Raw genomic sequence first — 23817 nt, forward strand, 5'->3', positions numbered from 1 at the left:
GCGGAAGCGGAAGGCGAAACGGAAGGCGGAAACGGCCGCTCGGCGGGGGCGGAACGGGCCGTTCGCCGGGCCCGGCGGGGTCAGCGCGTCTGCCCGTATCCCTTCAGCGCCTCCCGTACGTCGTCCAACTGGGCCGGGGTGAGCAGGGCCGGGGACAGTCCGGGCACGGAGACGGCGGCGAGCCAGAGCCGGCAGAGCCATTCCAGCTGCGCGGTCCGGTCGTACGCCTCGTCCAGGGTGGCTCCGTGGGTGACGGTGCCGTGGTTGCGGAGCAGGCAGCCGGTGCGGTCGCGCAGGGCGTCCAGCATGTTCGCGGCCAGTTCCTCGGTCCCGTAGCGCGCGTAGGCCGCCACCCGCACCGGTCCCCCGAGCATGGCGGCGGCGTAGTGGATCGACGGGACCTCGGGGACCAGGGTGGAGACCGCCGTGGCGTGCACCGCGTGGGTGTGCACGACGGCCGCCGCGTCGGTGTTCCGGTAGACCGCGAGGTGGAGCGGGAGTTCGCTGGTGGGGGTCAGTACGCCGAGGACCTGGTTTCCTTCCGGATCGACACCGACCACGTCCTGCCGGCCGAGCCGGTCGTAGGGCACGCCGCTCGGGGTGACCAGGATCGTGTCGCCGACCCGGGCCGACACGTTGCCCGAGGTGCCGACGACCAGGCCGTCCGCCGCCGTCCTGCGGGCGGTGGTGACGAGATCGGCCCAGGCTTGTTCGATCGCACCTTGTCGCTGATCGCTCACGTCCCGTCGCTGATCGCTCATGACCGTGATCCTGTCAGCCCGCCGGGCGTACGTATACACGACCGACCGAAGGAACCACGAAGAGTGACGACGGGGCGCGGGCGGCGGGCACCATGGCCGCGAACCGCCCCGAAGCGCCCCCAGGGACACCATGAAGCCCCGCTCAGTTCATCTCCCGTTCACCAAGGTTGCCTACCGTCAACCTGCCAATGACGTCGAACGATTGCCTGGGTAAATGGAACACATCACGCTGCTTCTCGCGATTGTGATCGTGACAGCTCTAGTGTTCGATTTCACGAACGGTTTCCATGACACCGCCAACGCGATGGCCACCACCATCTCGACCGGCGCACTCAGACCGAAGACCGCGGTGGCCATGTCCGCCGTTCTCAACCTCGTCGGCGCGTTCCTGTCCGTGGAGGTCGCCAAGACGATCTCCGGCGGGATCATCAATGAGGACGGGCTGCGCACGGAGGTCATCTTCGCGGCACTCGTCGGCGCCATCCTGTGGAATCTGCTGACCTGGCTGGTCGGACTGCCGTCCAGCTCCTCGCACGCCCTGTTCGGCGGCCTGATCGGCGCCGCGGTCATGTCGGCCGGCTGGTCCTCGGTCAACGGCGGCACGGTCGTCACCAAGGTGCTGATCCCCGCGGTCGCCGCCCCGATCGTCGCCGGGTTCGCCGCGCTGCTGGCCACGCGGCTGACGTACCGGATCGGCGGGAAGATCCGTGACGAGGCCCAGGAGAAGGCCACCGCCAAGGGCTACCGCGCCGGTCAGATCGCCTCGGCCGGACTGGTCTCCCTCGCCCACGGCACCAACGACGCGCAGAAGACCATGGGCATCATCACCCTGGCCCTGGTCACCAGTGGTGTGCTGCACCCCGGCGCCAACCCGCCGGTCTGGGTCATCGTCTCCGCCGGTACGGCCATCGCGCTCGGCACCTACCTGGGCGGCTGGCGCATCATCCGCACCATGGGCAGCGGCCTCACCGACCTCAGGCCGCCGCAGGGCTTCGCCGCCCAGACCAGCGCGGCCACGGTCATCCTCGCCTCCTCGCACCTCGGTTTCTCCCTGTCCACCACCCAGTCCTGCTCCGGCGCCGTGATGGGCGCGGGCCTCGGCCGCCGGGGCGGCGTGGTCCGCTGGTCCACCGCCACCCGGATGTTCGTCGCGTGGGGCCTGACCCTGCCGGCCGCGGGCCTGGTCGGCGCGGGCGCCGAGCTCCTGACCAAGCAGGGCACCTGGGGCGTCGTCGTGGTCGCGGCGCTGCTGGTCGTGGGCTCCGGCTCGATCTGGCTGATCTCGCGCCGCAAGCCGGTCGGCCACGGGGACGTCGCGCCCTCGGAGAGCGCCGTCGAACCCGCGGGCGTCGTCACCACGGCCATCGCCGCCGTCAGCCCGCCGCCCACCGCCGCAGCGCAGGACCTCATGACCATCATCCCGGCCACGCCCGCCGCCGCGGCCGCCGCCGCCCAGGACCCGGCGCGTCCCGCCGCCGTCTAGGGCGTGTTTCGAAAGTGCCGTGACCGGCACCGGACCGGTCACGCGGACCGTCCGCAGACCGTCTAAGGAAGCAGCATGAAAATCGACTGGGCAGCCCTCGGCTCCGTCTTCGGTGTCTCCCTCGTCGTCACCGTCGCGCTGGTGGGCGTCTTCACCCTCGGCATCGTCGGTCTCGCCAAGCAGCCCGAGGCGGCGGCCCAGGGCGGCTCCGGCGGCTCACGGGTACTGGCGCGCGCGGGCGCGTACGTCTGCTTCGTGCTGTGCGCGGCGGCGGTCGCGTACGGGATCTATCTGATCGTCGCCTGAGCCCTTCCCCTCGCACCTCCTTTTCGCAGCCCCGACGGGCCGGACGCACCTCGCGTGTCCGGCCCGTCGACGTGTCCCCGTCCCGATGTGGGCCTCAGCACACTGCCCCGCCGCAGGTCAACGGCGGGTTGACGGGCGTTCGCAGAGCGTGGTGGACTGCCGGAGCCATTTACGGCGACAGCAGAGGAAGCCGGTGCGAATCCGGCGCGGTCCCGCCACTGTCACCGGGGAGCGGTCCCCCACACCGGGAAGTCACGGCGCGCGCGAGCGGGCTGGAAGGCCGGGGGAATCGCGGATCCGGGAGCCAGGAGACTCTCGTCGCCGGTCACGTCGAACCAGGGCGCGGACCCTGAGTGAGGACATTTCGCCATGCCTGGCAGCCGTGCGTCCCTTGCCCCGGCGCTCTCGCCGAGAGCCGCCCGTACGAAGGTCCTCCGAGGCACGACGGCCGGCTGAGCCATGCGTGCCGATCGCGTATTCGCGTACGGCGCCACGGCCGGTCTGATCGGCGATCTGCTGCTCGGTGACCCCCGCAGGGGGCACCCGGTCGCCGCCTTCGGGCAGGCCGCGGCGGGCGTCGAACGCCGTCTGTGGCGCGACCACCGCGGGTGGGGCGCGCTGCACACCCTCGTCTGCGCCGGAGGCGCCGTGGGCGGTGCGGCGCTGCTCAGCCGTGCCGCACGCCGTCACCCCGCCGCCTCCGTCGCGCTGACCGCGGCCGCCACCTGGTCCGTGGTCGGCGGCACCTCGCTGGGGCGGGAGGCACGGGCCGTCGGCGGCGCCCTGGCCGTCGGGGACGTCGCGGTGGCCCGGGAACGCCTGCCGCATCTGTGCGGACGCGACCCGCACTCCCTGGACGGGCCGCAGATCGCCCGCGCCGTGGTGGAGTCCGTGGCCGAGAACACCTCGGACGCCGTGGTGGGCGCCCTGGTGTGGGGGGCGCTGGCCGGTGTGCCCGGCCTCGTCGGCTTCCGCGCGGTCAACACCCTGGACGCGATGGTCGGCCACAAGTCGCCCCGCCACCGGCGCTACGGCTGGGCCTCGGCCCGCCTCGACGACCTCGCGGGATGGCCGGGCGCCCGGCTGACCGCCGTGCTCGCCGTGGTCGCCGGCGGACGGCCGCGCGAGGCGGTACGGGCCTGGCGGGCCGACGCGGCGAAGCACCCGAGCCCCAACGCGGGCCCGGTGGAGGCGTCGTTCGCGGGCGCGCTGGGCGTGCGCCTGGGCGGAACGCTGGCGTACGGGGGCCGGGTGGAGCACCGCCCGGTGCTGAACGGGGAGACGGGCCGGGCGGTGGAGACCGCGGACATCGAGCGCGCGGTGCGGCTCTCGCGCCGGGTGGGCCTGCTGGCCCTCGGTGTGTGCGTGGCCACGCGGCTGGGCGCGGGTCTCGCCGCGCGACGGCTCGCGGACGTACGGGGCACGGGACGGGGACGGATCACGGGCGCGCGGCCCGCGGGCATGGGCGGCGCCGCCGCGGGGGCCGCGCGGCTCCTGACCGCGAAAGGCCCGAGCGCAGGACGGAGACGGACATGAGCGGCGGACTCCTGGTCGCCGGGACCACCTCGGACGCGGGCAAGAGCGTCGTCACGGCGGGCATCTGCCGCTGGCTCGCGCGCCGGGGCGTGAAGGTGGCGCCCTTCAAGGCGCAGAACATGTCGCTGAACTCCTACGTCACCCGGGAGGGCGCCGAGATCGGCCGTGCCCAGGCCATGCAGGCCGCGGCCGCCCGGGTGGAGCCGTCCGCGCTGATGAACCCGGTGCTGCTCAAGCCCGGCGGGGACCGCTCCAGCCAGGTCGTCCTGATGGGCAGGCCGGTGGGCGAGATGAGCGCGCGCGGTTACCACGGCGGACGGCAGGAGGCCCTGCTCGGCACGGTCGTGGACTGCCTGGAGCGGCTGCGGAGCACGTACGACGCGGTGATCTGCGAGGGGGCCGGAAGCCCGGCCGAGATCAATCTGCGGCGCACGGACATCGTGAACATGGGCATCGCCCGGGCGGCGCGCTTCCCGGTGGTGGTGGTCGGGGACATCGACCGGGGCGGCGTCTTCGCGTCGTTCTTCGGTACGACGGCGCTGCTCTGCGCCGAGGACCAGGCGCTGGTCGCGGGCTATCTCGTGAACAAGTTCCGCGGCGACGTGTCGCTGCTGGAGCCGGGCCTGGAGATGCTGCGCGAGATCACCGGCCGCCCGACCTACGGGGTGCTGCCCTTCGCGCACGGCCTCGGCATCGACGAGGAGGACGGGCTCCGGGTCTCGCTGCGCGGCGCCGTGCGCGAGTCGGTGATCGCGCCGCCGCACGGCGAGGACGTACTGCGGGTCGCGGTGTGCGCCGTGCCCCTGATGTCGAACTTCACCGACGTGGACGCGCTGGCCGCCGAACCGGGCGTCGTCGTCCGCTTCGTGGACCGCGCCGAGGAGTTCGCCGACGCCGACCTCGTCGTCGTGCCCGGCACCCGGGGCACGGTCGGGGCGCTGGCCTGGCTGCGCGAGCGCGGGCTCGCCGACGCCCTGGCCCGGCGTGCCGCCGAGGGCCGGCCGGTGCTCGGCATCTGCGGCGGCTACCAGGTCCTCGGCGAGCACATCGAGGACGAGGTCGAATCCCGGGCCGGGCACGTCGACGGGCTCGGGCTGCTGCCGCTGCGTGTCCGGTTCGACCGCGAGAAGACCCTGGCCCGGCCCGTCGGGGAGGCGTTCGGCGCGCCGGTCGAGGGCTACGAGATCCACCACGGCGTCGCCGACGTGCGCGGCGGCGAGCCGTTCTTCACCGACGGCCGGGGCCGCGCCCTGGACGGCTGCCGGGCCGGAGCCGTGTGGGGCACCCACTGGCACGGCTCGCTGGAGAGCGACGTGTTCCGCCGCCGTTTCCTGACCGAGGTGGCGCGCGCCGCGGGCCGGCGTTTCGTCCCCTCCCCGGACACCCGTTTCGCCGAGCTGCGCGAGGAACAGCTCGACCGCCTCGGCGACCTGATCGAAGAACACGCCGACACCGGCGCGCTGCTCCGGCTCATCGAGTCGGGCGCGCCGTCCGGACTTCCCTTCATCGCCCCCGGAGTACCTGGAGCACGCGTATGAACGCCCCCACGAGCACCGTGCTGTTGCTGTCGACCGCCGACACGGACCTGCTCGCCGCCCGCGCCTCCGGCGCGCCCTACCGGATCGGCAACCCCACGCGTGTCGACGTGCACGAGGAACTGCCCGCGCTGATCGCGGGCGCCTCCGTCGCCGTCGTCCGGCTGCTCGGCGGCAAGCGTGCCTGGGAGGACGGCCTGGCCGTGCTGCGGGCGTCCGGCATCCCGACCGTGCTGCTGGGCGGCGAGACCGTGCCGGACGCGGAGCTGATGGCCGAGTCGTCCGTGCCCGCCGGGGTCGTCGCGGAGGCGCTGCGCTACCTGGTGGAGGGCGGTCCGGGGAACCTGGTGGAGCTGACCCGTTTCCTCTCCGACACGGTGCTGCTGACCGGTCACGGCTTCGCCGAACCGCAGCGGATGCCGGAGTGGGGCGTGCGCGGCGACCGGGAGTTCGCCGAGGGCCGTCCGACCGTCGGGGTGCTGTTCTACCGGGCGCACGAACTGTCCGGGAACACCTCGTTCGTGGACGTGCTGTGCGAGGCCGTCGAGGCGCGCGGCGCCAACGCCCTGCCGGTGTACTGCGGTTCGCTGCGCGGCGCGGACGCCGGTCTGTACGAGCTGCTGGGCCGGGCGGACGCCCTGGTCGCCACGGTCCTGGCGGCGGGCGGCACGCGCGCGTCGGACGCCTCGGCCGGGGGCGAGGAGGAGGCATGGGACATCGGCGCGCTCGCGGAGCTGGACATCCCGGTGCTCCAGGGCCTGTGCCTGACCTCGTCGCGCGCCGCGTGGGAGGCGTCGGACGCCGCGCTGTCCCCGATGGACGCGGCGATGCAGGTGGCGATTCCCGAGTTCGACGGCCGGCTGATCACCGTGCCGTTCTCGTTCAAGGAGCAGGGCCCGGACGACGTGCCGGTGTACCGGGCCGATCCGGAACGGGCCGCGCGCGTCGCCGGGATCGCCGTGCGGCACGCCGCGCTCCGGCACAAGCCGAACGCCGAGAAGAAGCTCGCCCTGGTCTTCACCGCCTATCCCACCAAGCACTCCCGGGTCGGCAACGCGGTCGGCCTGGACACGCCCGCGTCGGCGGTGCGGGTCCTGGACGCCCTGCGCGGCGCCGGATACACGGTCGGCGGATATCCGGACAACGGCGACGAGCTGATCCACCGTCTCATCCAGGCCGGTGGCCACGACGTGGAGTGGCTGACCGAGGAGCAGCTCGCGGCCGCCCCCGCGCGGGTGCCGCTGGCCGACTACCGGGCCTGGTTCGGCACGCTGGACCCGGAGTTGCGGGGCTCGATGCTGGAGCACTGGGGGGAACCGCCGGGCTCGCTGTACGTGGACGGCGACGAGATCGTCCTGGCCTCGCTCCGGTTCGGGAACGTGGTGGTGCTGATCCAGCCGCCGCGCGGCTTCGGGGAGAACCCGATCGCGATCTACCACGACCCGGACATGCCGCCGTCGCACCACTACATGGCGACGTACCGCTGGCTGGAGAACTCGTTCGGCGCGGACGCCGTCGTGCACATGGGCAAGCACGGCACGATGGAGTGGCTGCCGGGCAAGGGCCTGGGCCTGTCCGCGGGCTGCGGACCGGACGCGGTGCTGGGCGAACTCCCGCTGGTCTACCCGTTCATCGTCAACGACCCCGGTGAGGGCACCCAGGCCAAGCGGCGCGGGCACGCCACGGTGGTGGACCATCTGGTGCCGCCGATGGCGCGTGCCGACACCTACGGCGACCTGGCCAAGCTGGAGCAGCTGCTCGACGAGTACGCGCTGGTCAGCGATCTGGACCCGGCGAAGGCCCCGGCGGTGCGGGCGCAGATCTGGACGCTGGTGAAGGCCGCCGAGCTCCATCACGACCTGCATGTCGACGAGCAGCCGGACGACGACGCGTTCGACGAGTTCGTCATGCACATCGACGGCTACCTGTGCGAGATCAAGGACGTGCAGATCCGCGACGGCCTGCACGTCCTGGGCGGCGGCCCGGTCGGCGAGGCGCGGGTCAACCTGGTGCTGGCGGTGCTGCGCGCGTCCCAGGTGTGGGGCGGCACGGCGAACGCTCTGCCGGGTCTGCGGGCCTCGATCGCGGCCCACTTCGGGCTGAGCGAACGGGAGTTGCTGGCCGAGCCGGGCGCCCCGGTGAAGGTGCCGGCGGAGCTGACCGGACTGGTCGACGGTCCGGCGCGCACCGGCGCGGACGCGATCGATCTGCTGGAGAAGCTGTGCCGCCGCCTCGCGGAGGGCATGGAGGAGCGCGGCTGGGACGTGGCGGGCGCGGCGCGGCTGGTGCGGGAAACGCTGGGCCACGAACTCCCGGACGCCATCGCCGTGCTGGGCTTCGCGTGCGAGGAGGTCGTGCCCCGGCTGGCCCGGACGACGGACGAGATCGGTCACATCCTGCGGGCGCTGCGCGGCGGCTTCGTCCCGGCGGGCCCGTCCGGCTCACCGACGCGCGGTCTGGTCAATGTGCTGCCGACGGGCCGGAACTTCTACTCGGTGGACCCGAAGGCGATTCCGTCGCGGCTGAGCTGGGAGGTCGGGCAGTCGCTCGCGGACTCGCTGATCACCCGCTACCTCGCGGACACGGGCGAGTACCCGAAGTCGGTGGGCCTGACCGTGTGGGGCACGTCCGCGATGCGCACGCAGGGCGACGACATCGCGGAGGTCCTGGCGCTGCTGGGCTGCCGTCCGGTATGGGACGACGCCTCGCGCCGGGTGACCGGCTTCGAGGTGGTGCCCCCGAACGAGCTGGGGCGTCCGCGCATCGACGTGACGGTGCGCATCTCCGGATTCTTCCGGGACGCGTTCCCGCACGTGGTGGGGCTGATCGACGACGCGGTGCGGGCGGTGGCGGAGCTGGACGAGCCGGCCGGGTCCAACTACGTACGGGCGCACGCCGACGAGGACACGGCGGTCCACGGCGACCGGCGCCGGGCCACGGCCCGCGTCTTCGGGTCGAAGCCGGGGGCGTACGGGGCGGGTCTGCTGCCGCTGATCGACGCCCGGAACTGGCGCTCGGACGCGGACCTGGCCGAGGTGTACGCGGTGTGGGGCGGTTACGCGTACGGGCGCGGGCTCGACGGGCGGGCGGCGCGCGGGGACATGGAGACGGCTTTCCGGCGGATCGCGGTGGCGGCGAAGAACGTCGACACCCGCGAGCACGACCTGGTCGACGCGGACGACTACTTCCAGTACCACGGCGGCATGGTCGCCATGGTGCGGCATCTGACCGGCACCTCGCCCGAGGCGTACGTCGGGGACAGCGCCACGCCGGACCAGGTGCGCACGCGGACGCTGGGCGAGGAGACGCACCGGGTGTTCCGGGCGCGGGTGGTGAACCCGCGGTGGATGGCGGCGATGCGGCGCCACGGGTACAAGGGCGCCTTCGAGATGGCCGCGACCGTGGACTACCTCTTCGGGTACGACGCCACGGCCGGGGTCGTCGACGACTGGATGTACGAGAAGCTGTCGGCCGAGTACGTCTTCGACGAGACCAACCGCGACTTCATGAAGAAGTCCAATCCCTGGGCGCTGCGCGGGATCTCGGAACGGCTGCTGGAGGCGGCCGAGCGCGGGCTGTGGGCGGAGCCGGACGCAAAGACCCTGGAACGGCTGCGGGCCACGTACCTGGAGCTCGAAGGCGATCTGGAGGGCGACGAGTGAGCACCCGGAGGTTTCCCGGAGAGCGACGAGCGGGCGCCCGAGGGCTTCCCTCCCCCGCGTCGGGGGCAGTGACATCACGCCGTTCATCCAAGGAGGCACCGTGAACACGCCGTACCCCTTCACCGCCCTCGTCGGGCAGGACGATCTGCGGCTCGGGCTGCTGCTGAACGCGGTCTCGCCCGCGGTCGGCGGCGTGCTGGTGCGCGGCGAGAAGGGCACCGCCAAGTCCACCGCGGTGCGGGCGCTCGCCGCGCTGATGCCCGAGGTCGAGGTGGTTCCCGGCTGCCGGTTCTCCTGCGCCCCCGCGGCGCCCGATCCCGCGTGCCCGGACGGCCCGCACGAGGCCGGGTCCGGGACGGCACGGGCCGCCCGGACGGTGGAGCTGCCGGTCGGCGCGTCGGAGGACCGGCTGGTCGGGGCGCTCGACATCGAGCGGGCGCTGTCCGAGGGCGTGAAAGCGTTCGAGCCGGGACTCCTCGCCGACGCCCACCGCGGGATCCTGTACGTCGACGAGGTCAACCTGCTCCACGACCATCTCGTGGACCTGCTGCTGGACGCGGCGGCCATGGGCGCCTCGTACGTGGAGCGCGAGGGGGTCTCGGTCCGGCACGCCGCCCGGTTCCTGCTCGTCGGCACGATGAACCCCGAAGAGGGCGAGCTGCGGCCACAGTTGCTGGACCGGTTCGGGCTGACCGTGGAGGTCGCCGCGTCCCGCGACACCGACCAGCGGGTCGAGGTGGTGCGCCGGCGCCTCGCGTACGACGCCGATCCCGCCGCCTTCGCCGCGAGGTGGGCCGACGAGGAGGCGGCGCTGCGGGCGCGGATCGCCGCCGCGCGGGCGCTGCTTCCCGAGGTGCGGCTCGGGGACGGGGCGTTGCGGCAGATCGCGGCGACCTGCGCGGCGTTCGAGGTGGACGGGATGCGCGCGGACATCGTGATGGCGCGGACCGCCACCGCGCTGGCCGCCTGGGCGGGGCGTACGGACGTGCTGGCCGAGGACGTGCGGCAGGCCGCCCTGCTCGCGCTCCCGCACCGCCGCAGGCGCAACCCGTTCGACGCTCCGGGCCTGGACGAGGACAAGCTCGACGAGGCGCTGGAGCAGCACGGCGGCGAGGACGACGACCCGGACCCGGACGGCCCCGACGGCGGCGGCCGGCCCCCGCGGGGCGACGGCCCGGACACTCCGCCGCGGCCCGACACGGAGGCCGGTGACACGCCCGACCCCGCCGTTCCCGAGCAGGGCGGCGAGCAGGAGCGGGGGCGGGCGTCCGGCGGCGGTGAGCAGCAGCCGGTACGGGCCGCCGAGCCGTTCCGCGCGAAGACGCTGAGCGTGCCCGGTCTGGGCGAGGGCGCGGCGGGGCGGCGCTCCCGGGCGCGCACCGAGCACGGGCGCACCACCGGCGCGCGCCGTCCGCACGGGGCGCTGACCAAGCTGCATCTGGCGGCGACCGTGCGGGCCGCGGCCCCGCACCAGCGGGCGCGCGGGCGGTCGGGGCCGGGGCTGGTGGTGCGGCGGGACGATCTGCGGCAGGCGACCCGGGAGGGGCGCGAGGGCAACCTGGTGCTGTTCGTGGTGGACGCCTCCGGGTCGATGGCCGCCCGGCAGCGGATGGGCGCCGTGAAGGGCGCGGTGCTGTCGCTGCTGCTGGACGCGTACCAGCGGCGGGACAAGGTCGGGCTGGTCACGTTCCGGGGCCGGGACGCCGAGGTGGCGCTGCCGCCGACGTCGTCGGTGGACGCGGCGGCGGCACGGCTGGAGGCGCTGCCGACCGGCGGGCGCACCCCCGTCGCGGCCGGGCTGCTGAAGGCCCATGAGGTTCTGCGCGTGGAGCGGATGCGCGATCCGTCGCGGCGTCCGCTGCTGGTCGTGGTGACCGACGGCCGGGCGACGGGCGGGCCGGAGCCGGTGGCGCTGGCGTCGCGGGCGGCGCGGCTGCACGCGGCGGAGGGCACCGCCTCCGTCGTCGTGGACTGCGAGTCGGGCCCGGTGCGGCTCGGCCTCGCGGCGAATCTCGCCCGCGATCTGGGTTCGGTCGCCGTCACGCTCGACGAGCTGCGGGCCGACTCGATCGCGGGTCTGGTCAAGGACGTCCGGGGAACCGGCAGGAGGGCGGCGTAATGCCGAAGGGACAGCCGGTCAGCGTGCCGGACGACGGGCTCACCACCCGTCAGCGCCGCAACCGTCCGCTGCTGGTGGTGCACACCGGCATCGGGAAGGGGAAGTCGACGGCGGCCTTCGGGCTCGCGCTGCGCGCCTGGAATCAGGGCTGGCCGATCGGGGTCTTCCAGTTCGTCAAGTCGGCGAAGTGGAAGGTCGGCGAGGAGAACGCGCTGAAGGTCCTCGGCGCCAGCGGCGAGGGCGGCACCGTCGCCTGGCACAAGATGGGCGAGGGCTGGTCGTGGGTGCAGCGCGACCGGCAGCTGAACAACGAGGAGGCGGCCCGCGAGGGCTGGGAGCAGGTCAAGCGCGATCTGGCCGCCGAGACGTACCGGCTGTACGTCCTCGACGAGTTCGCGTACCCGATGCACTGGGGCTGGGTCGACACCGCCGAGGTGGTCGAGGTGCTGCGGAGCCGTCCCGGTACCCAGCACGTCGTCGTCACCGGTCGCAACGCGCCGCCGGAGCTGGTGGACGCCGCCGATCTGGTGACCGACATGTCGAAGGTCAAGCACCCGATGGACGCCGGTCAGAAGGGCCAGCGGGGCATCGAATGGTGAGCGCGCGGCGGCCGGGCGCCGGGCGAGCGGTGAGTGGTGTCCGGTGAACGTTCCACGTCTGGTGATCGCCGCGCCCGCGTCGGGGAGCGGCAAGACGACCGTGGCCACGGGCCTGATGGCGGCCTTCGCGGGGCGGGGTCTGGCCGTGTCCCCGCACAAGGTGGGGCCCGACTACATCGACCCCGGCTTCCACGCCCTGGCCACGGGCCGGCCGGGTCGCAACCTCGACGCGTACCTGTGCGGCCCGGAGCTGGTGGCTCCGCTGTTCGCGCACGGGGCGCGCGGCTGCGACCTGGCGGTCGTCGAGGGCGTGATGGGCCTGTACGACGGCGCCGCGGGGAACGGCGAGCTGGCGTCGACCGCGCAGGTGGCGAAACTGCTGCGGGCGCCTGTGGTGCTGGTCGTCGACGCCTCGTCGCAGTCCCGCTCGGTGGCCGCGCTGGTGCACGGCTTCGCCTCGTGGGATCCGGAGGTACGGATCGGCGGGGTGGTTCTCAACAAGGTCGGCTCGCCGCGCCACGAGGCGCTGTTGCGGGAGGCGTTGGACGAGTCGGGCGTGCCGGTGCTGGGGGTGCTGCGGCGGACGGAGAAGGTGTCGGTGCCGTCACGGCATCTGGGGCTGGTGCCGGTGGCCGAGCGGCGGCGCGACGCGCTGGACGCGGTCGCGGCGATGGCGGACCGGGTGCGGGCGGGCTGCGACCTGGACGCGCTGTGGGCGCTGGCCCGCTCCGCGCCCGGCGTGCCCGGCGAGGCGTGGGACCCCGCGGCGGCGGTGGACGCGTGCGGCGGACCCGTCGCCCGGACCACCCCGGGTCCGCGCAGGGTCGCCGTCGCGGCCGGGGCCGCGTTCACGTTCTCGTACGCCGAGCACACCGAACTGCTCGCCGCCGCCGGCGGCGAGGTGGTCCCGTTCGACCCGTTGCGGGACGAGGCGCTGCCCGAGGGCACGCGCGGGCTGGTGATCGGCGGGGGCTTCCCGGAGGTGTACGCCTCGGAGCTGTCCGCCAACGCGGCGCTGCGCGGGGCCGTCGCCGGGCTGGCGGAGTCCGGGGCTCCGGTGGCCGCCGAGTGCGCGGGGCTGCTGTATCTGACGCGTTCGCTCGACGGGCTGCCGATGTGCGGGGTGCTGGACGCCGAGGCACGGATGTCGGAGCGGCTGACGCTCGGCTACCGGGACGCCGTGGCGGTCTGCGACAGCGTGCTGGCGGTGTCCGGGACGCGCACGCGCGGGCACGAGTTCCACCGCACGGTCCTGGAACCGGGCGCGGGAGAGCGTCCCGCGTGGGGCCTGCACCAGCCGGAGCGGCGCGTGGAGGGATTCGTACGGCGGGGCGTGCACGCGAGCTATCTGCATACGCACTGGGCCGCCACGCCCGCTGCGGCCCGACGATTCGTCGAGAGGTGTGAGGGATGAACCACGGTCAGGGTGAAAGCAGGCTGATCGGCGTCGGTGTCGGGCCCGGTGACCCGGAGCTGGTGACCGTCAAGGGCGTGAACGCGCTGCGGGACGCCGCGGTGGTCGTCGTACCGGTGATGGACACCGGTGAGCGGGGGCGGGCCGAGGCGACCGTGCTGCACTACGTGCCCTCCGAGAAGGTCGTGCGCGTGGTGTTCGCGCTCAACGAGCGCAGCGACCGGGCGCGCCGGGAGGCTGCGTGGGACGCGGCCGGTGAGCGGGTCGCGGAGCTGCTGCGGACGCACGGCTCGGTGGCGTTCGCGACGATCGGCGACCCCAACGTGTACTCGACGTTCACGTATCTGGCCCAGACGATCGGCGCGCTGCTGCCGGGGACGGCCGTGGAGACGGTGCCCGGGATCACGGCCATGCAGGACCTGGCCGCCCGCAGCGGCGCGGTGCTGACGGAGGGCACGGAGCCGTTGACGCTGGTGCCGGTGACGGCGGGCGCGGCGGTGCTGAGGCGGGCGCTCGAAGGCCCGGGGACGGTCGTCGCATACAAGTTCGGCCGGCTGGCGGCGGAGGTGGCCGCGGCGCTGCGGGAGACCGGCCGCGCCGAGGACGCGGTGTGGGGTTCGGCGCTCGGGCTGCCCGAGGAGTCGATCCGGCCGGCGGCGGACCTGGACGAGGGGCCGTTGCCGTATCTGTCGACGCTGATCGCGCCCGCGCCGCGCGACGGCGGGCGGGGCGGGAAGCTGTGAGGCGCGCGCGGGCGGTGTCGCGGTGTCCGGTCGGCGCCGTCGGGTGCCACGCGCACCGCCCGCGGTACCCGTCGGCCGGTCGACGCCGTGGGGCGCGTCCCGGCGGACCCGCTCCGTCTCCCGCCGCTCCTGCCCCGGCTTCTCCCCTCCGCCCCTGATCCCCCGCGCCCCTGAAACCCCCCATGCCACGCAGGCCCCATGGGCGCCGTACGCCCGGTGGGCCCCGCATGTTCCCTTTCTGAAAGGACCCGTCCCATGTCCGAAGCAGCCGACGCGGCCGCAGCCGTCGACCCGGCCGACACGTCCGCAGCGGTCGACGCGGCCGCCCGAGGCCGGGTGACGTTCGTCGGTGCCGGACCCGGTGCCGCCGATCTGCTGACCTTCCGGGCGGCGCGGGCCATCGCGGACGCCGACGTCGTCATCTGGGCGGCGAGCCTGGTGCAGGCGGAGGTCCTGGAGCACGCCCGGGAGGGCGCGGAGATCCTCGACTCGGCGCGGATGTCGCTGGAACAGGTCGTCGCCGTGTACGAACGCGCCGCCGCCGAGGGGCTGAAGGTGGCCCGCATCCACTCCGGCGACCCGGCGCTGTGGGGCGGCACCCAGGAGCAGATCGACCGGTGCGCCGAGCTGGGCGTGGCGGTCGAGGTCGTGCCGGGGGTGTCGTCGTTCTCGGCGGTCGCGGCGATCGCGCAGCGGGAGCTGACGATCCCGGAGGTCGCGCAGTCGGTGATCCTGACCCGGCTCGGCGGCGGCAAGACGCCGATGCCGCCGGGCGAGGAGGTGCGGGAGTTCGCGCGCCACGGCACCACGATGGCGCTGTTCCTGTCGGCGGCCCGCTCCGGCCAGCTCACCCAGGAGCTGCTGGAGGGCGGATACCCGACGTCGACGCCGGTCGTGATCGCGTACCAGGCGACCTGGCCGGAGGAGCTGATCCTGCGCTGCACGGTCGGAACCCTGGAGGAGACGGTCAAGGAGCACAGGCTCTGGAAACACACCCTCTTCCTCGTCGGCCCGGCGCTGTCGTCGTCGGGGACGCGCTCGCACCTCTACCACCCGGGCCACTTCCACGGCTTCCGCAAGGCCGACAGGGCGGCGCGGGCCGAGTTGCGCGCCCAGCGGTCCGGCTCGTGAGCGGCGCTCACGGCAGGGGGGCCGGAGCGCGGACGGCCGCGCCGATCCGGGTCTTCGGCACGGGGACGGGCGAGCCGCTCGGCCCCGAGGCCCGGGAGGCGCTGGAGGCGGCCACGCTGGTGATCGGCGCCCGGCGCCACCTGGAGGCCGCGTACCCGGGCACGGACACCGGGGACGCCGGGCATGTCGGACGGATCGCGCTCGGTCCGCTGGCGCCCGCGCTCGACCGGGTCGCCGAGCACCTGGCCCGGGACGAGGCACGGGTGGTCGTGCTGGCCTCCGGCGACCCGGGATTCTTCGGGATCGTACGGGCGCTCGCCGAGCGGTTCGGGGCGGACGCGCTCGATGTGCGGCCGGGTGCGCCGTCCGTCGCGGTCGCGTTCGCCCGGCTCGGGCTGACGTGGGACGACGCGGTCGTGGTCAGCGCGCACGGACGGGACCCGCGCACCGCCGTCCACGCGTGTCTGGCGCACCCGAAGGTGGCTGTGCTGACCGGCCCCGGCGCCGGACCGGCGGAGCTCGCGGCCGGGCTGGTCCACGGGGCCGGGGGGCGCACGCTCGTCGTGGCGACGGCGCTCGGCGATCCGCGGCGCGAGCGCGTCGAACGGCTCACCCCCGCCGAGGCGGTGGCCCGCGACTGGCCGGATCCGGTGAGCGTGGTGCTGTGCCTGGACGAGTCCCGGGCGCCGTCCCCGGCGCGGACCCTCGCGGGGCCGTCCGCGGGGCCGGGCCGATGGGCGCTGGAGGAGACCGAGTTCGAGCACCGCGACTCGATGATCACCAAGTTCGAGGTGCGGGCCCTGGCCCTGGCCCGGCTGGGCCCGCGCACCGGTGATCTGGTGTGGGACATCGGTGCCGGATCGGGTTCGGTGGCGGTGGAGTGCGCGCGGCTCGGCGCCGCGGCCGTCGCCGTGGAGAAGGCCGCGGACGGGGTCGGGCGGATCCGGGCGAACGCGTCCGCGCACGGGGTGTACGTCGACGTGGTGCACGGTTCGGCCCCGGCCGCGCTCGACGATCTGGCCGACCCGGACGCCGTGTTCGTCGGCGGCGGCGGGCGCGAACTGCCCGCCGTCGTGACGGCGTGCGCCCGGCGTGCGCGGCGCACCGTGGTGGTGGCGCTGGCCGCCCTGGACCGGGTGCCGCAGGTGCGTGCGGCGCTGGCCGGTGCCGGGCTGGAGCCCGAGGGCGTGCTGCTGCAGTCCTCCCGGCTGGCGCCGCTGCCCGGTGAGGTGACCCGGCTCGCCGCGACCAATCCGGTATTTCTGCTGTGGGGCACCCGCCCCGCGGCCCAGGCAGGCGAGCGTGCGGGCATGGCTGCCGCGCGTGTCGGCGCAAGTGAAGGAGCGACCCAGTGATCGGCCTGATTTCCGCGACGGCGGCGGGCGCCGCCGCCCGCGACCGGCTGGCCGCGGCCTGGCCCGGTCGTGCCATGGTCTACGAGGGGCCGGTGCGCGAGGCCGTGCACCGGGCGTTCGCCGAGTGCGAGCAGCTGGTCTGCTTCCTGGCGACGGGGGCCGTGGTGCGGCTGCTCGCGCCGCTGCTGTCCGACAAGTCCGCGGACCCGGGCGTCGTCTGTGTCGACGAGGCGGGCCGCCACGCGGTGGCGCTGCTGGGCGGGCACGCCGGCGGGGCGAACGCGCTGGCCGAGGCGGTCGGCGAGGTCCTGGGCGCGGCCCCGGTGGTGACGACCGCGACGGACGCGGCCGGACTTCTGGGCCTGGACATGCTGGGCCTCCCGGTGGAGGGCGATGTGGCCGGGGTGTCGCGGGCGATGCTCGACGGGGCCCCGGTGGAACTGCGGGCGGACGCGGTGTGGCCGCTGCCCGCGCTGCCGCCGAACGTGGCCCCCGGTTCCGCGCTCCCGGACCCGGCGGACGCCGCGGTGCTGCACATCACCGACCGGCTCGTGGAGTCCGGGGCACGGCGGGCCGTGGTGCGGCCCGCGTCGCTCGCGGTCGGCGTCGGCGCGTCCAGGGGGGCGCCGGTGGACGAGGTCGTGGGCCTGGTCCACGACGCCCTGCGCGAGGCCGGGCTCTCGCCGCTGAGCGTCGCCGAACTGGTGACGGTCGACGCGAAGGCGGACGAACCCGGGATCGTCGCCGCCGCCGCGCGGCTGGGCGTTCCGCTGCGGACGTACGCGGCCGAGGCGCTGGCCCGGGTCGAGGTGCCCAACCCGTCGGGCGCGCCGCTCGCCGCCGTCGGGACGCCGTCGGTCGCGGAGGCCGCCGCGCTCGCGGAAGGGGGCGAACTCCTCGTGCCGAAGCAGAAGTCGACGCCGCCTCCCGGCTCCGGGGGGCGGGCGGCGATGGCGACGTGCGCGGTGGTGCGCCGTGCCCCGCGCGGGCGACTGGCCGTGGTCGGTCTCGGACCGGGCGCGCGCGACCTGCTGACGCCCCGGGCCCGGGAGGAGCTGCGGCGGGCCTCGGTGCTGGTCGGGCTCGACCAGTACGTGGACCAGATCAGGGATCTGCTGCGGCCCGGCACCACGGTCCTGGAGTCGGGGCTCGGCGCCGAGGAGGAGCGGGCCCGCACCGCGGTCGCCGAGGCGCGCGAGGGCCGTGCGGTGGCGTTGATCGGCAGCGGTGACGCGGGCGTGTACGCGATGGCGTCGCCCGCGCTCGCCGAGGCCGGCGGCGACATCGACGTGGTCGGCGTGCCGGGGGTGACGGCCGCGCTGGCCGCCGCCGCGGTCCTGGGCGCCCCGCTGGGCCACGACCACGTGTCGATCAGCCTCTCCGACCTGCACACGCCGTGGGAGGTCATCGAGCGCCGGGTGCGGGCCGCGGCCGACGCCGACATCGTCGTGACGTTCTACAACCCGCGCAGCCGGGGCCGCGCCTGGCAGCTTCCCGAGGCGCTGTCGATCCTGGCGGAGCGCCGGGACCCGGCCACTCCGGTCGGTGTGGTGCGCAACGCGTCGCGCCCGGACGAGAGCGCCCGGGTGACCTCCCTGGCCGCCCTGGACCCGGCGACCGTGGACATGATGACGGTGGTGACGGTCGGCAACACGGCCACCCGGCGGATCGCGGGCCGCATGGTGACGCCGCGCGGCTACCGCTGGCAGTCGGCCGCCGGGACCGGGGAGGGCGGGCGATGAACCGTCCCTGGGAGCGGACCGTCCACCCCATCGAGCAGGAGTCCTACCGGCGGCTGCGCGCCCGCCTGGACACCTCGCACTTCCCGCCGCTGACCCGGGCGGTCGTGGAGCGGGTCGTCCACTCCGCGGCGGACCTCGACTACGCGACGGACCTGGTCTGCGACGAGGCGACGCTGGTCACCGGGCACGCGGCGCTGCACGCCGGGGCGCCGGTCGTCACCGACGTGGAGATGGTCGCGGCGGGCATCACCCGGCGCGAGACCGTGTGCCGTCTGCGTCGGGCCAGGTCCGGCCCCGGCCTGACGCGTTCGGCCCACGCGATCCGGCTCGCGTACGAGGAGGTCGGGCCCGGCGCGATCTGGGTGATCGGCAACGCGCCCACCGCGCTGGAGGAACTGCTCGTCCTCGATGCCGCGCCCGCGCTCGTCATCGGGCTGCCGGTCGGTTTCGTCGGCGCGACCGAGTCGAAGGCGGCGCTGCGCGCGAGCGGTCTGCCCGCCGTGAGCAACGTGTCCGAGAAGGGCGGCTCGGCCGTCGCGTCGGCCGCGCTCAACGCCCTGCTGTACCACTCCCCCATGGACACCATGAAAGCCACCAACGCCGCCGAGTCCCCATGAACCACCGTGAATCGCACCGAGGAGAGCCTGTGACCACCCCCGCCACCCCGTCCGACCGACCCGCCCTGCTCGTCGCCGGTCACGGCACCAGGGACGACGGCGGCGCCGCCGCGTTCCGCGATTTCGTCGCCGAACTGGGCCGCCGCAGGCCCGAACTGCCCGTCGCGGGCGGCTTCATCGAGCTGTCCCCGCCGCCGCTCGGCGACGCCGTGACCGAGCTGGTGGAGCGCGGTGTCCGGCGCTTCGCCGCCGTGCCGCTGATGCTGGTGTCGGCCGGGCACGCCAAGGGGGACATCCCGGCGGCGCTGGCCCGCGAGAAGGACCGCCACCCCGGCATCGCGTACACCTACGGCCGCCCGCTCGGCCCGCACCCGGAGCTGCTGAAGGTGCTGGAGCGCCGGGTGGACGAGGTGCTGGGCGACACCGACCGCTCCGAGACGACCGTGCTGCTGGTCGGGCGCGGTTCCACCGACCCGGACGCCAACGCCGAGGTGTTCAAGGCGGCGCGGCTGTTCTGGGAGGGCCGTGGCTACGCGGGGGTGGAGACGGCGTTCGTCTCGCTCGCGGCGCCGGACGTGCCGTCGGGTCTCGACCGTTGCGTCAGGCTGGGTGCCCGGCGCATAGTCGTTCTGCCGTACTTCCTCTTCACGGGTGTCCTGCCGGACCGGGTCCGTCATCAGGCCGAGGAGTGGGCCGCCGCCCACCCGGAGCTCGACGTCCGCTGCGCCGAGGTCATCGGAGCGGCCGAGGAGTTGTACGACCTGGTCATGGAGCGCTATGGGGAGGCGGTCGAGGGCGATCTGCGGATGAACTGCGACTCATGCGTGTACCGAATCGCGCTGCCGGGCTTCGAGGACAAGGTGGGGCTGCCACAGCAGCCGCACTTCCACCCCGATGACGACGGCCACCATCACCACCACCACGGCGGTCATGCACACTCCCACTGAAAGTCCCGACGCGACAGGCGCGGGCACGTACGACCTGCGGCACCACGGTGACGCGGAGGTACGGGGACGGGGCCGGGATCTGACCGATCTCGCCGTCAACGTACGGGCGGACACTCCCCCGGCCTGGCTGAGGGAGCGGATCGCCGATGCGCTGGGCTCGCTCGCCGCCTACCCGGACGGGCGTCCGGCGCGGGCGGCGGTCGCGGCCCGGCACGGGCTGCCCGTCGAGCGGGTCCTGCTGACGGCGGGTGCGGCGGAGGCGTTCGTGCTGATCGCGCGTGCGCTGCCGGCCCGCCGCCCGGTCGTGGTCCATCCGCAGTTCACGGAGCCGGAGGCGGCTTTGTGCGCGGCCGGGCACGAGGTGCGGCGGGTACTGCTGCGGGCCGAGGACGGTTTCCGGCTGGACCCGGCGGCCGTGCCAAAGGACGCGGACCTGGTGGTGGTCGGTAATCCGACCAATCCCACCTCGGTCCTGCATCCGGCGGCCGTGCTGGAGGAACTGGCGCGCCCCGGGCGGACGCTGGTGGTCGACGAGGCGTTCATGGACGCGGTGCCGGGCGAACGCGAGGCGCTGTGCGGGCGGACGGACGTGCCGGGCCTGGTGGTGCTGCGCAGCCTCACCAAGACGTGGGGACTCGCGGGGCTCAGGATCGGTTACGTGCTGGCCGCCCCGGAGACGGTGGCCACGCTGGAGGCGGCGCAGCCGCTGTGGCCGGTGTCGTCCCCGGCGCTGGCCGCGGCCGGGGCGTGCATGGAGCCGCGGGCCCTGGCCGAGGCCGCCGCCGCGGCGGAGCGGATCGCGGTGGACCGGGCCCATCTGGTGGCGGGGCTGCGGGAGTTCACCGAGGTGGAGGTCGCGGAACCGGCCGAGGGCCCGTTCGTACTGATGCGGCTGGAACGGGCCGCCGAGGTGCGCGAACGTCTGCGGGTGCTGGGGTTCGCGGTACGTCGCGGGGACACGTTCCCGGGGCTCGGGCCGCAGTGGCTGCGGCTTGCGGTGCGCGGGCGCACGACGACCAACTGCTTCCTCCAGTCGCTCGACCAGGCGTTGCAGTCGCTGACGTCCGTGCGCTGACGTCCGTGCGCCGACCGCCGTCGCGCACGGACCCGACCGCGGCGACGCACAGCCGGACCCGACCACCGTCACACGTGGACGGGGACGTCCGTCGCGGACCCCGGGGCCGGAGGGACCGACCGGCCCCGGGATCGCTCGCGAGCCCGTTCAGCCACGGGCACGTTCGGTCACGGACGCGTTCAGCTCCGCGCGCGGCGCCTGGCCAGGACCGTCGCCCCGGCACCCACCGCCAGCAGCGCGGCGGCGCCGCCCGCGATGTACGGCGTGGCGGAACTGCCTCCGGTCTCGGCGAGGTTGGAGCCGTCCGGGGCGTGGCCGGTGCCGGTCTGGGGCTTCACGTCGCCGCCGGTGGAACCCGCGCTGCCGCCTCCGTTCCCGGATGCGCCGCCGTCGCTCGAACCGCCGCCGTCGGCGCCGCCGTTGCCCGACCCGCCGTTCCCGGAGCCGCCGCTGTTCGCGCCGCCGGTGTTCGAACCACCGCCGTCCGTGCCGCCGTTGCCCGATCCGCCGTTGCCCGATCCGCCGGTGCCGGAACCGCCGGAGCTTCCGCTCCCCCCGTTGCCGGAGCCGCCGTCGCTGCCGCCCGTCCCGGTGTCCTTCGGGGTCTCGCAGGTCGCCTGGACGAGGGTGACCTCGCCCTGCACGTCGGCGACGTTCAGCTTGAGCGGGTTGACGGAGACCTTCAGTTGCAGCGCGGTCGCCGCCGCGGTGCGCGAGGTGGTGCTCTTCTTCGACAGGTCGAGGGTCACCTCGCCCACGGCCGGCACCTCGATGTGCGTCGTGCCGCCCGCGGAGAGGTCGATCCGCTGCCCCAGGATCGTCACGTGGCCCAGCACGTTCGACTCGGCGACCGGCTTGCGGCCCACTTCGCAGACCGCCCTGGACGTGACCTTCTCGACCTCGACCAGCGGCAGCGCCGGCAGCCCGGGCACGTGGATCCGGGCCTTCACCACGTTGCTGTGGCCCTCGGCCCGGCGCTTGTCGACGGTCGCGTCCGAGGTGGCCACGTCGGCGCTGAGCACGTTGACCGGCCGGCCGCCGTCCACCCCGTCGAGCCGCACGCTGAGCGCGGTCTGCTTGGCGTCGGCCGGTGCGTGCACCTCGTTGAGCGAGGCCCTGAGCGGCACTTCGACCGCCTTGTTCAGAAGAGAGACGTCGAGCGCGGCGCGGAGCACGACCGCGCTCGCCTTCCCGTCGCCGTCGGTCGCGGCGGTCGCGGCGGCGGCCTGCGCCGGGAAGGCGGCCAGCAGGGCGACCGGAGCGGCGGCGACCGCCAGGGCGGCCAGGCGGAAGGTGTTGCTGTTCAAGATGGTGGAACCCCCACAAGAGACATGGAGCCACCGGTACCGCCCAATGGGGGACATCGCAGGCACCGGCGGCCTCGACCCCGACAGCTTTGCGCACAGAGGGTGAACCGGCAGACACCTGAAGCGAGTTCACCCTAAAGGGGCGTTTCCGTGCCTCTATTCGAATATCTTGGTACGCGCGTTCCTCCGGCTCACCCGTTCCGCCGAGCGCGGACGGCCCGGGGGCCGACCGCGACGGGGAGCACGCGGAAGTGCTTCGACGAGACGGCACGCGTCCCCGGCCGCCGTCAGCCGATCAGGCGACCGTTCAGCACGACGCGTCGCGGCGCCGCCAGCACCCGCACGTCCGCCCGCGGGTCCTCGTCGTAGACGACCAGGTCCGCCGGGGCCCCCTCCTCCAGCGCCGGCCGCCCGAGCCATGCGCGGGCGCCCCAGGTGGTCGCGGACAGCGCGTCCAGGGGCGGAATGCCCGCCTTCACCAGTTCGGCGACCTCGTCCGCCACCAGACCGTGGGCGAGCACCCCGCCCGCGTCCGTGCCGACGAAGACCGGGACCCCCGCGTCGTAGGCGGCGCGCACCGTGTCGTAGCGCCGCTCGTGCAGCCGCCGCATATGGGCCGACCAGCGCGGGAACTTGGCGTCGCCGCCCGCCGCGAGCGAGGGGAACGTGGCGATGTTGACCAGGGTCGGGACGATCGCGACACCGCGCTCGGCGAACAGCGGGATCGTCTCCTCGGTCAGTCCCGTGGCGTGCTCGACACAGTCGATCCCGGCCTCGACGAGATCGCGCAGCGAGTCCTCCGCGAAGCAGTGCGCGGTGACCCGGGCGCCCAGCCGGTGCGCCTCGGCGATGGCCGCCTCGACCGCCCCGCGGGGCCAGCAGGCGGCCAGGTCGCCCACCTCGCGGTCGATCCAGTCGCCGACCAGCTTGACCCAGCCGTCGCCCCGGCGCGCCTCCTGCGCGACGTACGCGACGAGGTCCTCCGGCTCGATCTCGTGGGCGTAGTTCCGGGTGTACCTGCGCGGCCTGGCGATGTGCCGCCCGGCCCTGATGATCTTCGGCAGGTCCTCGCGGTCGTCGATCCACCGGGTGTCGGCGGGCGAACCCGCGTCCCGCAGCAGCAGCGCCCCCGCCTCCCGGTCGTCGACCGCCTGCTTCTCGCTGGTCACGGCGTCGACGGCGCCGTGCAGGTCGAGCCCGACATGGCAGTGGGCGTCGACCAGCCCCGGCAGCGCCCAGCCGGTGACGCTCACCGCCTCGTCGGCCCCGGCCGGCCGCTCGTAGGTGATCCGCCCGTCGACGGCCCAGAGTTCGTCCCGGACGTCGTCGGGTCCGACGAGCACCCGCCCCTTCACGTGCAGCACCCTCGCTGCTCTGCGATCACTCATGAACAGCACTGTACGAGCCCCCTTCCGGGCCCCTCGGTACGCTTCGACGGTAGCCCCGTCCGTTCACGGCACCGCCGCGCACGGCCCCCGATCCGAA

At 74.6% G+C, this 23817-nt stretch carries 17 protein-coding genes, 1 pseudogene and 1 riboswitch; of the genes and pseudogenes, 15 read left to right on the top strand and 3 right to left on the bottom strand.

Annotated elements, in window-relative coordinates:
• Positions 1-80 precede the first annotated feature (80 nt).
• A complete protein-coding gene (locus ACFYXM_RS21400; RefSeq protein ID WP_389291399.1) occupies positions 81-761 on the bottom strand; it encodes a class II aldolase/adducin family protein in 681 nt (226 codons plus the stop codon).
• A 214-nt stretch (positions 762-975) separates the two neighbouring features.
• Between ACFYXM_RS21400 and ACFYXM_RS21405 the strand changes: the two genes are divergently transcribed.
• The 15 genes and pseudogenes from ACFYXM_RS21405 to cobC form a co-directional block, all read left to right on the top strand.
• Positions 976-2244, top strand: a complete 1269-nt coding sequence (locus ACFYXM_RS21405) for an anion permease (RefSeq protein WP_389291401.1) — start codon at positions 976-978, stop codon at positions 2242-2244.
• 75 nt (positions 2245-2319) lie between these two features.
• The gene (locus ACFYXM_RS21410) at positions 2320-2550 is read left to right on the top strand and encodes a hypothetical protein (RefSeq protein WP_389291403.1); all 231 of its coding nucleotides are present in this window, start codon (positions 2320-2322) and stop codon (positions 2548-2550) included.
• Positions 2551-2732: 182 nt separating this feature from the next.
• Positions 2733-2865, top strand: a riboswitch (cobalamin riboswitch).
• A 144-nt stretch (positions 2866-3009) separates the two neighbouring features.
• Positions 3010-4086: a cobalamin biosynthesis protein gene (locus ACFYXM_RS21415; protein WP_389291405.1), complete on the top strand. Its 1077-nt coding sequence runs from the start codon at positions 3010-3012 to the stop codon at positions 4084-4086.
• Complete coding sequence (locus ACFYXM_RS21420) at positions 4083-5624, top strand: cobyric acid synthase (RefSeq protein WP_389291407.1); 1542 nt, start codon at positions 4083-4085, stop codon at positions 5622-5624. Before ACFYXM_RS21415 ends, ACFYXM_RS21420 begins: the two co-directional genes overlap by 4 nt.
• Positions 5621-9283, top strand: coding sequence for a cobaltochelatase subunit CobN (gene cobN / locus ACFYXM_RS21425; RefSeq protein ID WP_389291409.1), 3663 nt, complete (start codon positions 5621-5623; stop codon positions 9281-9283). Before ACFYXM_RS21420 ends, cobN begins: the two co-directional genes overlap by 4 nt.
• 100 nt (positions 9284-9383) lie before the next feature.
• Positions 9384-11402: a putative cobaltochelatase gene (locus tag ACFYXM_RS21430; protein WP_389291411.1), complete on the top strand. Its 2019-nt coding sequence runs from the start codon at positions 9384-9386 to the stop codon at positions 11400-11402.
• On the top strand, positions 11402-12001 hold the full coding sequence (gene cobO, locus ACFYXM_RS21435; protein ID WP_351518273.1) for a cob(I)yrinic acid a,c-diamide adenosyltransferase: 600 nt from the start codon (positions 11402-11404) through the stop codon (positions 11999-12001). Before ACFYXM_RS21430 ends, cobO begins: the two co-directional genes overlap by 1 nt.
• A 43-nt stretch (positions 12002-12044) precedes the next feature.
• Positions 12045-13415 carry a cobyrinate a,c-diamide synthase gene (locus tag ACFYXM_RS21440; RefSeq protein ID WP_389291412.1) on the top strand — a complete coding sequence of 457 codons (1371 nt, stop codon included), beginning with the start codon at positions 12045-12047 and terminating at the stop codon, positions 13413-13415.
• The gene (cobI, locus tag ACFYXM_RS21445; RefSeq protein ID WP_389291414.1) at positions 13412-14158 is read left to right on the top strand and encodes a precorrin-2 C(20)-methyltransferase; all 747 of its coding nucleotides are present in this window, start codon (positions 13412-13414) and stop codon (positions 14156-14158) included. Before ACFYXM_RS21440 ends, cobI begins: the two co-directional genes overlap by 4 nt.
• A 255-nt stretch (positions 14159-14413) precedes the next feature.
• Positions 14414-15289 (top strand): precorrin-4 C(11)-methyltransferase, encoded by an 876-nt coding sequence (gene cobM / locus ACFYXM_RS21450; RefSeq protein WP_389291416.1) that lies wholly within the window; start codon positions 14414-14416, stop codon positions 15287-15289.
• Entirely contained in the window at positions 15286-16644 is a 1359-nt protein-coding gene (cbiE, locus tag ACFYXM_RS21455; RefSeq protein ID WP_389291418.1) for a precorrin-6y C5,15-methyltransferase (decarboxylating) subunit CbiE, read from the top strand. The genes cobM and cbiE overlap by 4 nt, the downstream gene beginning before the upstream one ends.
• Positions 16641-18386: a precorrin-3B C(17)-methyltransferase gene (gene cobJ, locus ACFYXM_RS21460; protein WP_389291419.1), complete on the top strand. Its 1746-nt coding sequence runs from the start codon at positions 16641-16643 to the stop codon at positions 18384-18386. Before cbiE ends, cobJ begins: the two co-directional genes overlap by 4 nt.
• Entirely contained in the window at positions 18383-19003 is a 621-nt protein-coding gene (locus tag ACFYXM_RS21465) for a precorrin-8X methylmutase (protein ID WP_389291421.1), read from the top strand. The genes cobJ and ACFYXM_RS21465 overlap by 4 nt, the downstream gene beginning before the upstream one ends.
• A 29-nt stretch (positions 19004-19032) precedes the next feature.
• Positions 19033-19950: a sirohydrochlorin chelatase gene (locus ACFYXM_RS21470; protein WP_389291422.1), complete on the top strand. Its 918-nt coding sequence runs from the start codon at positions 19033-19035 to the stop codon at positions 19948-19950.
• Positions 19883-21025, top strand: a pseudogene (gene cobC, locus ACFYXM_RS21475) (Rv2231c family pyridoxal phosphate-dependent protein CobC); the annotation flags it as partial. The gene ACFYXM_RS21470 and the pseudogene cobC, both read left to right, overlap by 68 nt.
• A 179-nt stretch (positions 21026-21204) precedes the next feature.
• On the opposite strand, the gene ACFYXM_RS21480 reads toward cobC, so the two are convergent.
• Together ACFYXM_RS21480 and ACFYXM_RS21485 are read right to left on the bottom strand one after the other, a co-directional pair.
• Positions 21205-22332, bottom strand: a complete 1128-nt coding sequence (locus ACFYXM_RS21480; RefSeq protein WP_389291423.1) for an SCO1860 family LAETG-anchored protein — start codon at positions 22330-22332, stop codon at positions 21205-21207.
• A gap of 287 nt (positions 22333-22619) precedes the next feature.
• Entirely contained in the window at positions 22620-23720 is a 1101-nt protein-coding gene (locus tag ACFYXM_RS21485; protein ID WP_389291425.1) for an amidohydrolase family protein, read from the bottom strand.
• Positions 23721-23817 lie beyond the last annotated feature (97 nt).

It is taken from the genome of Streptomyces sp. NPDC002476 (assembly GCF_042889785.1).
In the GTDB taxonomy this organism is placed as follows: domain Bacteria; phylum Actinomycetota; class Actinomycetes; order Streptomycetales; family Streptomycetaceae; genus Streptomyces.